This window comes from Acinetobacter lwoffii, assembly GCF_019343495.1.
GTDB lineage: Bacteria > Pseudomonadota > Gammaproteobacteria > Pseudomonadales > Moraxellaceae > Acinetobacter > Acinetobacter lwoffii_P.
The window spans coordinates 665,806-681,460 of sequence record NZ_CP072549.1; the positions used below are offsets into that span (position 1 = coordinate 665,806).

General features: G+C 45.1%; 16 protein-coding genes. 4 read left to right on the forward strand and 12 right to left on the reverse strand.

The window, feature by feature from the left end; genetic code table 11:
* The first annotated feature begins 15 nt into the window (after window positions 1-15).
* Together J7649_RS16760 and J7649_RS03185 are read left to right on the forward strand one after the other, a co-directional pair.
* Window positions 16-714 carry a hypothetical protein gene (locus J7649_RS16760; RefSeq protein ID WP_228738659.1) on the forward strand — a complete coding sequence of 233 codons (699 nt, stop codon included), beginning with the start codon at window positions 16-18 and terminating at the stop codon, window positions 712-714.
* Window positions 715-814: 100 nt separating this feature from the next.
* The gene (locus J7649_RS03185; protein ID WP_219309326.1) at window positions 815-1,702 is read left to right on the forward strand and encodes a DMT family transporter; all 888 of its coding nucleotides are present in this window, start codon (window positions 815-817) and stop codon (window positions 1,700-1,702) included.
* 74 nt (window positions 1,703-1,776) lie between these two features.
* On the opposite strand, the gene pcaD is transcribed toward J7649_RS03185, so the two are convergent.
* The 12 genes from pcaD to J7649_RS03245 all read right to left on the reverse strand — a co-directional run bounded on the left by pcaD (window position 1,777) and on the right by J7649_RS03245 (window position 12,999).
* The gene (gene pcaD, locus J7649_RS03190) at window positions 1,777-2,556 is read right to left on the reverse strand and encodes a 3-oxoadipate enol-lactonase (protein WP_219309328.1); all 780 of its coding nucleotides are present in this window, start codon (window positions 2,554-2,556) and stop codon (window positions 1,777-1,779) included.
* A 59-nt stretch (window positions 2,557-2,615) separates the two neighbouring features.
* A complete protein-coding gene (pcaF, locus tag J7649_RS03195) occupies window positions 2,616-3,821 on the reverse strand; it encodes a 3-oxoadipyl-CoA thiolase (RefSeq protein WP_219309330.1) in 1,206 nt (401 codons plus the stop codon).
* 163 nt (window positions 3,822-3,984) lie between these two features.
* Complete coding sequence (locus J7649_RS03200; RefSeq protein ID WP_076753613.1) at window positions 3,985-4,635, reverse strand: 3-oxoacid CoA-transferase subunit B; 651 nt, start codon at window positions 4,633-4,635, stop codon at window positions 3,985-3,987.
* 19 nt (window positions 4,636-4,654) lie between these two features.
* Entirely contained in the window at window positions 4,655-5,326 is a 672-nt protein-coding gene (locus tag J7649_RS03205) for a 3-oxoacid CoA-transferase subunit A (RefSeq protein ID WP_004731110.1), read from the reverse strand.
* 37 nt (window positions 5,327-5,363) lie between these two features.
* Entirely contained in the window at window positions 5,364-6,584 is a 1,221-nt protein-coding gene (benE, locus tag J7649_RS03210) for a benzoate/H(+) symporter BenE (protein WP_219309332.1), read from the reverse strand.
* A gap of 58 nt (window positions 6,585-6,642) precedes the next feature.
* Window positions 6,643-7,428: a benzoate diol dehydrogenase BenD gene (benD, locus tag J7649_RS03215; protein WP_219309334.1), complete on the reverse strand. Its 786-nt coding sequence runs from the start codon at window positions 7,426-7,428 to the stop codon at window positions 6,643-6,645.
* 24 nt (window positions 7,429-7,452) lie between these two features.
* Window positions 7,453-8,469, reverse strand: a complete 1,017-nt coding sequence (gene benC / locus J7649_RS03220; protein WP_219309336.1) for a benzoate 1,2-dioxygenase electron transfer component BenC — start codon at window positions 8,467-8,469, stop codon at window positions 7,453-7,455.
* A 93-nt stretch (window positions 8,470-8,562) separates the two neighbouring features.
* On the reverse strand, window positions 8,563-9,054 hold the full coding sequence (benB, locus tag J7649_RS03225; RefSeq protein WP_071320743.1) for a benzoate 1,2-dioxygenase small subunit: 492 nt from the start codon (window positions 9,052-9,054) through the stop codon (window positions 8,563-8,565).
* Window positions 9,051-10,439, reverse strand: a complete 1,389-nt coding sequence (benA, locus tag J7649_RS03230; RefSeq protein WP_219309339.1) for a benzoate 1,2-dioxygenase large subunit — start codon at window positions 10,437-10,439, stop codon at window positions 9,051-9,053. Before benA ends, benB begins: the two co-directional genes overlap by 4 nt.
* A 71-nt stretch (window positions 10,440-10,510) precedes the next feature.
* A complete protein-coding gene (gene catA, locus J7649_RS03235; RefSeq protein ID WP_005246248.1) occupies window positions 10,511-11,431 on the reverse strand; it encodes a catechol 1,2-dioxygenase in 921 nt (306 codons plus the stop codon).
* A 154-nt stretch (window positions 11,432-11,585) separates the two neighbouring features.
* Window positions 11,586-11,876: a muconolactone Delta-isomerase gene (gene catC / locus J7649_RS03240; RefSeq protein WP_004647036.1), complete on the reverse strand. Its 291-nt coding sequence runs from the start codon at window positions 11,874-11,876 to the stop codon at window positions 11,586-11,588.
* Between the two features lie 13 nt (window positions 11,877-11,889).
* Window positions 11,890-12,999, reverse strand: a complete 1,110-nt coding sequence (locus J7649_RS03245; protein WP_004647035.1) for a muconate/chloromuconate family cycloisomerase — start codon at window positions 12,997-12,999, stop codon at window positions 11,890-11,892.
* 115 nt (window positions 13,000-13,114) lie between these two features.
* On the opposite strand from J7649_RS03245, the gene J7649_RS03250 reads away from it, so the two are divergent.
* Both J7649_RS03250 and J7649_RS03255 read left to right on the forward strand, forming a co-directional pair.
* A complete protein-coding gene (locus J7649_RS03250; RefSeq protein ID WP_219309342.1) occupies window positions 13,115-14,026 on the forward strand; it encodes a LysR family transcriptional regulator in 912 nt (303 codons plus the stop codon).
* A gap of 228 nt (window positions 14,027-14,254) precedes the next feature.
* Complete coding sequence (locus J7649_RS03255; RefSeq protein ID WP_219309344.1) at window positions 14,255-15,628, forward strand: MFS transporter; 1,374 nt, start codon at window positions 14,255-14,257, stop codon at window positions 15,626-15,628.
* Window positions 15,629-15,655: the final 27 nt, after the last annotated feature.

The following is a 15,655-nucleotide window of genomic DNA, read 5'->3' on the forward strand; positions in this document are numbered from 1 at the left end:
CACACCCTAGATAAATTGCCATTTAAACTGTTAAGTAAAGTTTATTCTAATCCAAATTTTCAAAAAATAATTGAAACTTTAACACCTGATCATTTTTCAAAATATATTGAATATTTAGAGTCTAATCACAGAAATATAGAAAAAATTGATGCTTGGACTAGTACATTTGAATCTAAAAAAAGTGAAGTATCAGAATTAGAAAAGCGTCTTGAAAAAAATAAACAAACTTATGATTTCGTTTTGCTCAATAAAGGTTTTAAAGAGCTTTATGATCAGAAAAAAATAGAGTTAGATAATGCAAAAGGTACTTATAGCTTTGTTGCAGCAACAATGTTTTCTATACCTTTTGTGGAATTAGGTGCATTAATTGGAGCATTTTTCTATTTTGATGGAAAGCTACCTACTGGTATGTGGTTTATTTCTATTCCCTTCATTACTTTAATTTTAATTACGTTATATCTTTTAAAAATTTCTTTACAAGACAAAAGAGCAGTCCAATCTCAAATGATGCAGCTAGAACTTCGCATGGCACTGTGTCAGTTCATCCATAACTATGCTGAAGATTCAGAAAAACTGCATAAGAAAAATGCAGCAGGCTTTGAGAAATTTGAAAATATTATCTTTTCACCGCTAGTTTCATCTGATGACAAGATTCCAACCACCTTTGATGGAATGGAGCAACTTGCCAAATTAGTGAGTGAATTTAGAAAGTAATCCAAACTTTCCGCTATCGGCGAGTATCCTATTTTTAATTAGTCAGCGCTTTTACTAAGGCATAGAATTAATTTACTTTTGAGGTAATAGCGATCAGTAGATGGCATTCAGCTGGATTTTCTTCACTTTAATGGCTGCATTTATGCAGGCTTGGCGCAACGCCTTTCAAAAACAGCTCAGCACCACGGTCGATGTGTGGGGAGTCACCCTGGCACGCTTTATTTTCGGTTTGCCATTCGCTGCGCTTTACCTGAGCAGCCTGTATTATTTCAAGCCAGTTGAAAGTGTGATTCACTTCACGCCCAAGTTCTGGGTCTATGTGGTGATTGCGGGTTGCAGTCAGATTTTAGCTACGGCGCTGATGGTACAACTGTTCAAGCAAAAAAATTATGCCGTTGGGGTGGGGCTGGCGAAAAGTGAAGCCATTCTTGCAGCCATTATTGGCGTGACCTTTTTAGCAGATCATTTGTCATTTCTGGCCTGGATTGGTGTGGCGCTGGGCGGATATGCGGTATTTTTATTGAGTAAAGGCCAACAGGTCAGCGGGTTTTCAGCGAGAACATTGGCGATCGGGATTGGCAGTGGATTAAGTTTTGCCATTACCTCGCTTCTGGTACGCGAAGCCAGTCTGGAATTAAGCACTTTACCCACCTTGCATCGTGCGGCCTGGGTGCTGTTAATGGTGATCAGTTTTCAGTGCCTGAGTATGCTGCTTTACCTCAGCCTATTCAGTCGCCAGACTTTAGTGGCCATGTGGCAGCGTCTGGGCTTAACTTTTAAGGTGAGTGTGTGCAGTTTTATGGCATCACTCGGCTGGTTTACTGCCATGAGCATGATGAGTGTGCCGGTCGTGAAAACCTTAGGACAAATTGAGATTCTGTTTAGTATACTGATTTCGGCATATTTCTTTAAAGATAAACTGGCACGTGCGGAGCATTGGGGACTAGGCTTGGTAGTGATTGCGGCGATTCTAGTAATCTGGGCCTGATGCAGCACTAATTTTTTAAATCTAAGTATAAAAAAGCCACTGATCAACAGTGGCTTTTTCTTTGCATTTATTGTTTAAGCTGCGATAAATTTCTGAACTGCCTGATTAAAGGCCTCAGGTTGTTCCACATTGGAAATGTGCGAGGTATTGATTTCAAACAGTTGGCTATTGGCAATACGATCAACCATATACTGACCATCAGCCACAGTCGTTACAGGGTCTTGCTGACCGGCCACAATCAGTACCGGCACTGAAATCGTTTTGATCTGTTCACGTAAATCCGCCTTAGCCAAAGCTTCGCAACAACTTGCATAACCTTCCGGGCTGCCAGCTCCAAGGTCGTTTGAAAGTTCTGCAACTGTCGCTGCGTTGCTTTGGATAAAGGGTTCGGTAAACCAGCGTGATGCTGCAGTTGATGCAATCGGTGCCAGACCTTGTTCACGCACCAACGCGGCACGTTCCAGCCAGGCTTGTTCCTGACCAATCTTGGCAGCCGTATTGCAGATAATCACGTGGCTAAAACGTTCAGGCTTGTTAATCGCTAACCATTGACCGGTTAAACCGCCCATCGAGATACCACAGAAAGCGGCTTTCTGGATGTTCAGGTGATCCAGCAGATTCACTACATCCTGTCCTAGCTGGTCCAGGCTATACGGACCTTGTGGTGCAGAGGAAGCGCCATGACCACGAGTGTCATAGCAAATGACAAAATAGTCTTGCTGGAAAAATTCAATTTGTGGTTGCCACATGCTGAATTTAGTACCCAATGAATTAGAAAAAACCAGGGCAGATTTGCTGGCATCACCAAAGGTCTGGTAATTGATCTGGGCATCGTTGGATGTAAATGTTGGCATTGAAATCCCTCCCGACCTCCCTTTAAAAAAGGGAGGAGGTTTATCTTTTTAATAGGTTGTTAGACGCGTTCAATAATCAAAGCGATGCCTTGACCGACACCAATACACATTGAACATAGAGCGTATTGACCACCAGTCTGTTCCAGTTGGTTCAGTGCAGTCGTCACCAAACGCGCGCCAGATGCACCCAGTGGATGACCTAAGGCAATCGCACCGCCATTTGGATTGACTTTCTCTGAACCGTCTTCGATACCCAAGTCACGCGTACAAGCCAAAGCTTGTGCTGCAAAGGCTTCATTCAGCTCGATCACATCCATCTGCTCTAAAGTCAGACCGGTTTGTGCCAACAGTTTCTTGATGGCAGGTGCAGGACCGAAGCCCATGATGCGTGGTTCAACACCAACGACGGTTGAACCAATAATTTTGGCACGTGGTTTTAAGCCGTGTTGAGCAACCGCTTCGTCAGATGCAATTAATAGGGCAGCCGCACCATCGTTAATCCCTGAAGCATTACCCGCCGTTACTGTACCGTCTGCTTTCACCACAGGTTTCAGTTTTGCCAGAGCTTCTGCTGTGGTTGAAGCACGTGGATGTTCATCAGTATCCACAACCACCGGATCGCCTTTACGCTGTGGAATCACTACAGGAATAATTTCATTGGCAAAGAAACCATTGGCCTGCGCTGCTGCGGTACGTTGCTGGCTGGTCAGGGCAAACTGATCCTGGTCTGCACGGTTGATGTTGAACTGCTCCGCCAGATTTTCAGCGGTTTGCGGCATGGTTTCCACACCGTACATTTCTTTCAGTTTCGGGTTGATGAAACGCCAGCCCATGGTGGTGTCTTCAATCTTTTGGCTACGGCCATACGCCGTTTCTGACTTGCCCATCACGAATGGGGCACGCGACATGCTTTCTACACCGCCGGCAATGATCAGATTGGCTTCACCGGCTTTAATCGCCCGTGCTGCCATTGCGATTGCATCCATTGATGAGCCACAAAGACGGTTCACGGTCGTTGCTGGAACCTGATAAGGCAGGCCTGCAAGCAGCGAAGACATGCGACCGACGTTACGGTTATCTTCACCGGCCTGGTTGGCACAGCCATAGATCACGTCATCGACCTGTTCCCAGTTCACCGATGGATTACGTTCCATTAAGGCTTTAATTGGCAGCGCCCCAAGGTCATCTGCACGGACAGGTGCGAGACCACCGGCATAACGGCCGAATGGGGTACGGATGGCATCGATAATATATGCGTTTTTCATGGAGTATTCTCTTCTTTATAAAGTTCCCTCTCCTTTGAAGGAGAGGGTTAGGGAGAGGATGTCTGGAAATTCCCCTCATCCTAACCTTCTCCCAGAGGGAGAAGGAACGTTCAATCTCTATTCAATGTGTCGTTTAAAAATAGCGATGTCTGTCTATTTATACTCATCGAGTCGCATCAATCAGTTTGGCACCAGTCAACGACTGCAATTCTTCAAATGACAGACCTTCAACTTTCTCAATCACTTTCATCCCTTCAGGGGTGACATCAATCACGCAGAGGTCGGTATAGATACGGTCAACACATTTCAGGCCAGTAGCCGGATAAGACAGTTCAGCCACGATTTTTGGCTCGCCTTTTTTGGTCACGTGATCGGTGGTGATAAAGACTTTTTTCGCACCCACAGCCAGATCCATTGCACCGCCGACTGCTGGAATCGCATCCGGTGCACCAGTATGCCAATTCGCCAAGTCACCATTTTCAGCGACCTGGAATGCACCTAATACAGCGATGTCTAAGTGACCGCCACGCATCATCGCGAATGAATCACCGTGATGGAAGAAAGAACCACCTTCAAGTAAAGTTACGAATTCTTTGCCGGCATTGATCAGCTCAGGATCGCGGTCTTCTTCAGCAGGAGGAGGGCCGAAAGCCAGTAAACCATTTTCAGAATGCAGGAAGACGTCTTTATCGCTTGGCAGGTAGCTGGAAATCTTGGTCGGTAAACCAATACCGAGGTTCACATAAGCGCCATCAGGAATGTCTTGTGCCACACGTTCAGCGATCTGGTCACGGGTCAGTTTGCTATAGCTCATTATTTATCTCCGATGCCAATTATTGTGCAGGTTTAACTTGAACAACGTGTTGAACAAAAATTCCCGGGGTGATGATGTGCTCTGGATCCAGTGCACCGAGTTCAACCACTTCAGAAACTTGAGCAATCGTCACATCAGCCGCCATCGCCATAATCGGGCCGAAGTTACGCGCAGATTTACGGTAGACCAGATTGCCCCAACGGTCGCCTTTAGAAGCTTTAATTAAAGCAAAGTCAGCTTTAATTGGATTTTCTAAAACGTAGTCTTTACCTTCGTAGTTCATGGTCGGTTTGCCTTCAGCCAGCAAAGTACCAAAACCGGTAGGCGTGTAGATTGGACCTAAGCCCATACCTGCTGCCTGAATACGGCAAGCCAGATTACCTTGCGGTACCAGTTCCAGCTCAATTTTTCCAGCACGATATAATTCGTCAAATACCCAGGAATCAGACTGACGCGGGAATGAGCAGATGATTTTACGCACTGCACCAGCTTTGAGTAATTTAGCCAGACCATAGTCGCCATTACCGGCATTGTTGTTGACAATAATCAGGTCTTTAATACCCAATTCGATTAGACCATCAATCAGTTCAGCAGGCTGACCCGCTGTACCGAAACCACCGATCATAATGGTAGAACCGTCCTTGATCTGGGAGAGTGCTTCTTTCAATGATAATGAACTTTTATCTATCATAATCTGGTCCTTACATATCCTAAACTGATGGATGTCTTTAAACTCGTTTTGAATCTGATGCTGTAACCGGAACTGCGTTACGGTTTTTCTGTGACAGCAGAAAATGTGCTACCAGGCCAATGCAAATTCCCCAAAAGACTGAACTCAGTCCCAAGAAATGCATGCCGGAAGCAGTCGCTAAAAAGGTGATAAGCGCTGCATCACGTTGTGACTCTTTGCCCATGGCCACGGAAATGTTGGTGGCAATCGCACCGAGCAATGCCAGTCCTGCCAAAGCCGCAATTAATTCTTTGGGCATCAGGCTAAACAGCATGACAATGCTGCCGGCAAATAAGCCGCCTAAAATATAAAAAAGCCCATTCGCCACGCCGGCGATATAACGCTTTTCTTTCAGTTCGTGCGCGTCTTTGCCTAAACACAAAGCAGCCGTGATAGATGCCAATACGATGGTAATACCCCCCACACAGGCCACTGCAAGCGAGGCAATACTGGTCGCACTGATAATCGGCTTGGCGGGCATGTCATAACCACTGAGTTTGATAATCGCCATGCCCGGTAAAAACTGGCCAGACAGGCTGACCAGAATCAGGGGGAGGGCCAGATTCAGGGTTGAACTCCAGGTCCATTCCGGTGCAATAAATTGCGGAATTGCCAGACTAAAATCTGCCGTGACCGGGTTAATCTTGCCCAGTAACATACTTAAAACCACACCGGCAACCAGTACCCAGACCATGGCATAGCGTGGACTGAAACGCTTGGCCAGCAAAAATACCGCCAGCATGCCAAAGACGATATAGGGCATGGTATCGGTCGCGGTAAACAGCCCTAAACCAAACTGCAATAAGATCCCTGCCATCATTCCGGCAGCGACTTCCTGAGGAATCCAGGACAGCAATTTATCAAAATAACCGGTGATCCCAATGAAAAAAATCACCACGGCAGAGGTGATATAGGCAGCAACCGCTTCATTGAGCGAAATATCGGGAAACAGCGTGACTAATAAAGCTGTTCCGGGTGCAGACCAGGCGGTAACGACAGGTATTTTGTATTTAATCGATAAAAAGATACCTGCGAGTGCGGCACCAATAGAAATTCCCCAAATCCATGAAATCATCATGTCCGGGGAAACCTGGGCTTGCTGTGCCGCCTGGAAAAAAATGATCAGTGGCCCTGAATAGGAAATCAGCACTGCTAAGAATCCTGCAACAGTTGCTGAAATTGACCAATTATTTTTTAATGTCTGAAACAGGGTATTCATTGGTGATGTGCCTCCTTGCGTCTAACCATGAGCCTGTTAAAAATCGTGATGATCAGGACTAGCCCTGATCACCACCACCGACCGGTACCACTGTACCTGTCATATAAGATGATTCATCCGAAGCCAAGAATACAATTGCATTCACTTGCTCCTGAATCGTACCGTAGCGTCCCATGAAAGTACGGTCAATGGTCTGATCAACCACTTGCTGCATCCATTCTTTTTCAGATTCGGTCAGTGGGTCGGCATTACGTGGCACTTTACGTGGTGGTGCTTCAGTGCCGCCAGTCGCGATTGCATTGACACGAATACCATCTTTGGCATGTTCAAAGGCAAGGGAAGCTGTCAGACCGTTCACACCACCTTTCGATGCCGAATACGGAACACGGTTAATGCCGCGTGTGGCAATAGAAGATACGTTTACAATCGTCCCTTTCTGATTTTTAATCATTTCCGGAAGTACTGCGCGGCAGCACCACAAGGTCGGGAACAGCGAACGGTTCACTTCCTTAAGAATTTCCTCTTCAGAAAACTCCTGGAAAGGTTTCATCCAGATGGCACCGCCCACGTTGTTGACCAGGACATCGACACGACCATAGGTATCCAGTGCTTTTTCAACGACTAATTGAGCACCAGCAAACGTTTCCAGATTGGCTTTGACGGTAATCGCATCACCATCGGCAGCTTCAATTTCAGCTAAAACTTCTTCCACATAAGGGGAAAGGTCAGCCATGACCACTTGAGCACCTTCGCTGGCCACTTGCAGCGCGACACCGCGCCCGATGCCTTGGGCGGCACCAGTCACAATGACAACTTTATTTTCAAATCTTTTTGCATGATTCATTCTATTCTCCGACTCAGTCTGAACTTAGTTTGCAGAGAATTTTTCAAACAGGAAGCTTGCAGGTTTAACGCCTTCAGCATCGAGCCAGCCGCGAACTGCTTCAACCATTGGTACCGGGCCACATAGGTAGACATCTACATCACCGCCATTCAGCCATTCGTTTTCGATATGACCGGTGACATAACCTTTACGTTCATGAGCAGATTCCGGGTTAGCAACCACAGTGCGGTATTCGAACCAAGAGAATTTTTCTTGAAGTTCGTTCAGTTTTTCAATCGCCACCAAGTCAAAGTCATTGGTCACACCAAACACCAGACGCACTGGATGTTCTGACCCTTTTTCTTCCAGAACTTGCAGCATCGACATGAATGGTGCAATACCTGTACCACCGGCCAACATCAAGACAGGGCGAGCGACATTACGTAAATAGAAACTACCAAATGGACCAGTAAAAGTCATTTTGTCGCCAGCTTGGGCGTTGGCGCTTAAGAATTCACTCATTTTACCATTCGGTACATTACGTACTACGAAACCAGTCAGACGATTACCCGGTTTTGAGCTGAATGAATAAGAACGGGTCTCTGTGGTGCCTGGAATTCCGACATTGACATATTGACCTGCTAGGAAGTGAATGTCTGGTTGACCTTCATCTAACTGGATATCAAAAGTAATGGTTGAATCAGACAGGTTTTCGACACGAGCCAGCGTACCCTGGAATGCGTGAATTTCAGTTTTACACACTTCCGAAGAAGCTTGGATCTGAAATACGGCGTCTGAGGTCGGTTTACATTGGCAAGCAAGAATATAGCCTTCAGCTGCTTCTTCTGGGGTTAATGCATCTTCAATATAAGTTTCTTCAGGCATGTCAAATGAACCTGATTCACAAAACGCACGACACGTTCCACAAGCACCATCACGGCAGTCCAAAGGAATATTGATCTTTTGACGGTAAGCTGCATCAGACAGGGTCTCGCCTTGGGCAACAGAAATAAAACGTGTAACGCCATCTTCAAATTGAAGTGCAACATTGTGGTTTGACATGGCTGAATATCCTATATAAATCTTTGTAACTGGACCTTTCAGCCAATTTTCCATCTGGCTGAAAGGTTTTACCTGGCTGTAATAAAAACAGTCTTAAAGGTGATAGATGTCGATAACCTGATTGATGTAATCATTTTTCAGTACCACGTATTTGCTTAAAATTTGTGGTTTATCGCCTGAAAAATCGATTTCATAACGTGACATACCGAAGTAGCTGTAGCTGTTTTTATAACGGAAACTCAAGGTGTTCCAGTTAAAACGTACAGTGACCTTGTCGCCATCACGTTCAACAACTTCAATATTGCTGATGTTGTGGCTGGTACGTGTATCCGGCATGGTGGCAGATGAGCGTTCAGTCTTGATCCGGAACACGCGGTCTTCTAAACCTTGACGGTCTGGATAATAAATCAGGGAGATTTCAGACTGTGGATCTGTAGTCAGTTTGTCGTCGTCATCCCAGGCTGGCATCCAGAAAGAAGCAGTAGGGGCATAACAAGTTAACCAGTCATCCCATTGTTCATCATCTAAAAAGCGAGCTTCTTGATACAGGAACTGCGCAATATTTTCTAAAGTGATGTCGCTCATGCGTTTTCTCCTTCAGTAGATGCTGCAATTTCTTTTTCAGTCGCAATGCCTTTTTTGATCAATTCTAACCAGTACTGGTGCTGAGCCAGGTATAGACCTTCATCTTCAGTTTTAATACCAGACAGTTTTGGTTTTAAACCGATTTCATTGGCAGCATCGTCCGGGCCTTGGATCCAGTGTTTAGAACCACGGCACATGTCGTTCCATTCCAGCGCGATACCGGCATAACCTGCCTGACATGCACGGAATTCTTCAAGATCGTCTGGGGTTGCCATACCTGAAGCGTTAAAGAAATCTTCATACTGACGGATACGACGGGTACGCGCTTCAGGCTCTTCGCCTACAGGTGCGATACAGTAAATCGTCACTTCAGTCTTATCGACAGAAATCGGGCGCAGGACGCGGATTTGTGAACCAAACTGATCCATGAAATACACATTTGGATAGATACACAGGTTACGTGAACGTTCGATCATCCACTTCGCCATAGCTTCGCCATATTGCGCAGTGTATTCATCTTTCTTGGCAAAGTTAGGACGGTCTTCCGGGTTTGCCCATTGCGTCCAAAGTAACATGTGACCATGTTCAAAGCCGTAAGAACCACCGCCTTGTTTGCCCCATGCACCTGCGCTCATGGCACGGATGTTGTCACCAGCTTCTTTTTCTTTACGTTGCTGAGTCGTTGCAGCATAGTTCCAGTGTACAGCAGACACGTGATAACCATCAGCACCGTTTTCAGCAGTCAACTTCCAGTTACCTTCATAGGTATAAGTCGAAGAACCACGTAAAACTTCCAGACCTTGCTCAGACTGATCCACGATCATGTCAATGATTTTAGTCGCTTCACCCAGGTATTCTTCCAGAGAAGGAACATCCGGATTCAAGCTACCGAACAGGAAACCTTTATAGTTTTCAAAACGGGCAACCTTTTTCAGGTCATGTGAACCGTCTTTGTTAAAGCAGTCTGAATAACCCGCTTCAGCCGGATCTTTGACTTTTAATAACTTACCTGAGTTATTAAACGTCCAGCCATGGAATGGGCAAGTATAAGTTGCTTTATTGCCTTTCTTGTTACGACACAATTGTGCACCGCGATGCGAACAGGCATTGATCATGGCATTCAGTTCACCTTGACGGTTACGTGCAATGATGATCGGCTGACGACCCATATAGGTAGTATAGAAGTCGTTATTGTTTGGAATCTGGCTTTCATGTGCTAGATAAACCCAGTTGCCTTCAAAGATGTATTTCATCTCAAGGTCAAACAGGGCCTGGTCTGTAAATACTGAACGGTGTAGTTTAAATTCACCAGATTCATAATCATCAACCAGTAATTCGTCAATGCGGTCTAAATGGCTGGTGTTAATTACGGGAATACGAGGCATGTCCTTTCTCCGACTTTCCAAGGGGGAAGTCAGCGGGATATATCTCAAGGCATATCCCGCTTCTTAATGTATTAAGCGCTAGCGCGGCGACGATCAACTTCAGTAGAAGGCGCGTCTTGTTTCTCTTTCACAAGTTCAATATCAAATTGAATGTGTTTGAAAGGACCGTTCAGACCACGTTTTGTAATTTCAGCTTCATCAGTCACGTCAACCGCAGTTGCAACCAGACCTTCACGAGTAGCGAATGCAAAGTCATCCCACAGGTATTGGTCGCCTTCAATGTTGAATTGAGTAGTCAGCTTGCGGTAACCCGGTGCAGATACGAAGTAATGTACGTGCGATGGACGGTTACCGTGACGGCCTAGCTTGTCCAGTACAAACTGAGTTGTGCCTTCTGGAGGGCAGCCATAACCTACTGGCATTGTAGTCAATGCAGTATATTGACCATCGGCAGCGGTAATGATGCTGCGACGCAAGTTAAAGTCAGACTGTGACTTGTCAAAGAATGAGTAATTGCCCAGGCTGTTTGCATGCCAGATTTCAACTTTGGCACCTTCAACACGGTTGCCATCAGTATCTGTCACTGTACCTTCAATGATCAGCGTCGGGATTTTTCCTTCTTCAGAACCATCATCCATACGTGCAAAGCTTACTGTTTCAGGTGCGCCAGCTACATAAAGTGGACCTTCAATCGTACGTGGCGTACCGCCAGTAATACCTGCTTTAGCATCTGCTTCGTCAGCACGTAAGTCTAGGTAATGCTCCAGACCCAAACCTGCAGCCAATAAACCTAATTCGTTCGCTTGACCGGCATCAGTAAAGTATTCCAGACCTTTCCACAGTTCTGACTGAGAAATATCAAGATCTTCGATCGCTTGGAAAAGGTCACCCAATAAACGCACAACAACTTGTTGTACACGTTCATCTACAGGACCTGTCGCTGTATCAACGTTCATTTGCTTAACTAATGCATCAATTTCTTGGCGATTCATACTATTGCTCCTAAAGTATGTCTTTCATCTTTTAGTGGCGCACTTTTTTAGCTTTCATTGGCTGGCTAAATCTGGCTGGCCACAATCCTTGTTGAGGTACCCTCTGTTTTCGATTTGGAAGGGGAATCCGGTGACTCCCAATCCGCTCATTTAATCAACTGTCGTCATCTCGAACTGAAGATGGGTGACGGTTTAATGCCATCACTTCAATGTTCATATAAGGATAGAGAGGCAAGCCTTGTAACAGGTTGTGCAACTCTTCATTGCTTTCAACATCAAAAATACTGATGTTTGAGTACTGGCCCGTGATGCGCCAGATATGACGCCATTTGCCTTGACGCTGCAATTCCTGTGAATAAGCCTTTTCAACAGCCTTAATTTCGTTTGCCTGTTCAACTGGCAGATCACGTGGAATGTTTACATCCATACGTACGTGGAAAAGCATGGGTTTCTCCTAATTACTGACGACGCAAGTTGTCAATCTTGTTTTCATCCAACTCAATCCCTAGACCTGGTCCTTTCGGAATCTCAAGTTCAAAGTTTTGATAGTTGAGCGGGGTTTTCAAAATATCTTCAGTCAGCAGTAGAGGACCAAACAGCTCGGTACCGAACGCCAGACTTTCAAAAGTAGAGAACACATGTGCCGAAGCAATTGTGCCCACCGGGCCTTCCAGCATGGTGCCGCCATACAGGTCAATACCTGCAAGTTTGGCAATCTTGCCTACTTCGCAACCTTCAATCAGGCCACCCGACTGGGCAACTTTGACTGCAAATACAGAAGAACCGTTTTGTTTGGCAATCTCATACGCTGAGTGCGGGCCCATTAACGATTCGTCTGCCATGATGGCAACATCAAAACGTCTGGTCAGACGGCGCATGGCGTCCAGGTTATCAATTGCACATGGCTGTTCAATCAGATCAACACCGCCATCTTGCAATAACTGAATGCCTTTAATCGCTTCCAGTTCTGACCAGGCACGGTTCACATCGACACGGATCGAAACGTCTTTGCCTAAGGCTTTCTTAATTGCCAGCACATGTTCAACATCTTCTTCTACCGGACGAGAACCGATTTTGAGTTTGAAAATGTTGTGACGTTTTGCCGCAACCATTTTCTCTGCTTCAGCAATATCTTTTTCGGTATTGCCAGAAGCCAATACCCAAAGAACTGGAATACTGTCACGTAAGCGGCCACCGAGGACTTCGCTTAATGGCAAACCTAAACGTTGTGCCTGAATGTCTAAAAGTGCAGTCTGAATCGCACATTTAGCAAAACGGTTACCATTAATATTCTTTTTGATTGCTTGTAATGTCTGTGCAACATTTAAACCGGATAATGTTTTTAAAAGAGGCGCAAAATAAGTTTCAATATTTACTTTTACGCTTTCCGGGCTTTCATCACCATAACCTAAGCCACCGATAGTTGTTGCTTCACCCCAACCGATGTAACCATCTTCAGTGGTGATTTTGACCAATACCAGGGTCTGGGTTTGCATCGTCGCCACTGCCATCTTGTGAGGGCGAATGGTTGGAATTTCTACCAGCAAGGTTTCAACTGACTTATACATAATACGGGTTCACATTCTTGCTTTAATGCTTTGACTTGATATACCTTAAAAGAATAATGTTGATTGGTCTAAGATCGATTTAGCATTTTTTTATACTTTAAAGGTATTCAGAGCCATGGAACTCAGACATTTGCGTTACTTCGTTGCCGTCGTCGAAGAACAAAGTTTTACCAAAGCGGCAGAAAAACTGTTTATTGCTCAACCACCTTTGAGCCGACAGATTCAAAATCTAGAGCAAGAGCTCGATATTCAGCTATTTGAGCGTGGTAGCCGCCCGCTAAAAACCACTGAAGCCGGTCAGTTTTTCTATCAGCACGCTGTTAAACTTTTGTCTAATGCTGAAGAAATAAAATCGATGACCAAACGGATTGGCATTGCTGATCGCACCATAACCATCGGTTTTGTTGGCTCTTTATTGTTTGGTTTGTTGTCACGGATTTTATTTTTATTTAAGCAGCAGCATCCTTATCTCAAAATCGAGATGATGGAAATGAATACCTATGAACAGATTCAGGCACTGAAAGAGGGAAGAATTGATGTCGGTTTCGGCCGTTTAAGAATCTCGGATCCTGCGATAAAACGGGTGTTATTGCGTGAAGAACGCCTAGTGGTGGCGGCTCATTCAAGTCATGTACTGGCCCATCGAGAAAATATACATTTATCTGAACTGGTCGATCAGCATCTGTTCTTATATCCGAATACTGGAAAGGCAAATTTTTCGACCCAGGTTCGTGGCATATTTTCCGAGTATGGTCTGGAACCGAAAAATATCCGGATTGTCCGTGAGTTACAGCTGGCACTGGGCTTTGTCGCTGCCGGAGAAGGCGTCTGCATCGTGCCGGAAAGTGCACAAAACATTAAATTAGCCCATCTCAACTTTGTACCTCTAGCAGATGCTTTTGCAGTGAGTCCTGTCTTTATGGCCATGCGCAATATGGATGAGAGCGAATACATCCGTTACCTGTTTGATGCTGTGTATCAAGTCTATGATCTTGAAGCGCTAAAATACGATCGATCGGTATTTTAATCGCTAAAAATCGTGTGAATGATATAGCACAAAAACTTATGAGGACGCTATAAAAAAACCTGTTTTACAAAACATCTTGATTGAATAATATATTTATTAATTAATTGAATAGTTTAATTTGACCCAAACCTTATAGGTATAAAGCCATGCCTATTCAGTTTTAGACATTTTTTCCTATTTTCTGCATTGTGAGCAGCATAAGTTGAACTTCACAATTAGGAGGTGGAGATGTCTACAAATAAAGTGAATATAAATACGCTGATTGATGAAGCGAAATTCACACCCTTTCATTGGGGTGTTTTGATCTGGTGTTTACTGATCATTATCTTTGACGGTTATGACCTGGTCATCTATGGGGTGGCATTGCCGCTGCTGATGCAAGAATGGTCGTTAAGTGCAGTGCAAGCTGGAATGCTGGCTAGTACTGCCTTATTCGGAATGATGTTTGGTGCCATGAGTTTCGGTACATTGTCCGATAAACTCGGCCGTAAAAAAACCATCATGATCTGTGTGGCTATTTTTAGCGGCTTCACATTCATTGGTGCCTTTGCCACATCACCAATCGAATTTGGAATCTTGCGCTTCTTGGCTGGTTTGGGTATTGGCGGGGTCATGCCTAACGTGGTCGCTTTGATGACCGAATATGCGCCTAAACGTATCCGCAGTACGCTGGTTGCCCTGATGTTTAGTGGTTATGCCATTGGCGGGATGACTTCTGCGCTACTCGGTGCATGGTTGGTGCCACAATTTGGCTGGAAAATCATGTTCCTGCTTGCCGGTATTCCATTGCTCATCTTGCCGATTCTTTGGAAATATCTGCCAGAATCCCTGATGTACCTGACCAACAAACAACAGACGGCTCAAGCACACATTATTATTCAGAAAATTTCTCCGACACAGGTCATTACCAGTGATACCCAGTTTGTGCTGAATGAAGTACAAAAAGGGGATGAGGCACCATTAAAAGCACTCTTTCAACAAGGCCGTAGCTTCAGTACCTTTATGTTCTGGCTGGCATTCTTTATGTGCCTGTTGATGGTCTACGCCTTGGGTAGCTGGTTGCCAAAACTGATGATTCAGGCAGGTTACTCGCTGGGTGCAAGTATGATCTTCCTGTTCGCCCTGAATATTGGTGGAATGGTGGGTGCCATTGGTGGTGGATATCTCGCAGATAAATTCCATATCAAAAAAGTGCTGACTATCATGTTCTTATGCGGTGCCATTGCATTGATTCTGCTTGGCTTTAACAGTCCGCAATTCGTGCTGTATACCTTGATTGCTGTGGCAGGTGCTGCAACGATTGGCTCACAAATTCTGCTCTATACCTTTGTGGCACAGTATTATCCATCGACGGTACGTTCTACCGGTATGGGTTGGGCATCAGGTATTGGACGTATTGGTGCAATTGTTGGGCCGGTACTCACTGGTGCTTTATTAACCATGAATTTACCACATCAAATGAACTTCTTTGCAATTGCGATTCCTGGCGTAATCGCTGCGCTGGCAATTTTCCTGGTGAACTTAAAAACTTCCGTAGATGGCCAAGCCCTTGCAACACCTGATGTGAAGCCGAATCCATTGGCAAAAGAAGCGACACATTAAGTTAGATTTCAATCAATAAAGATAATA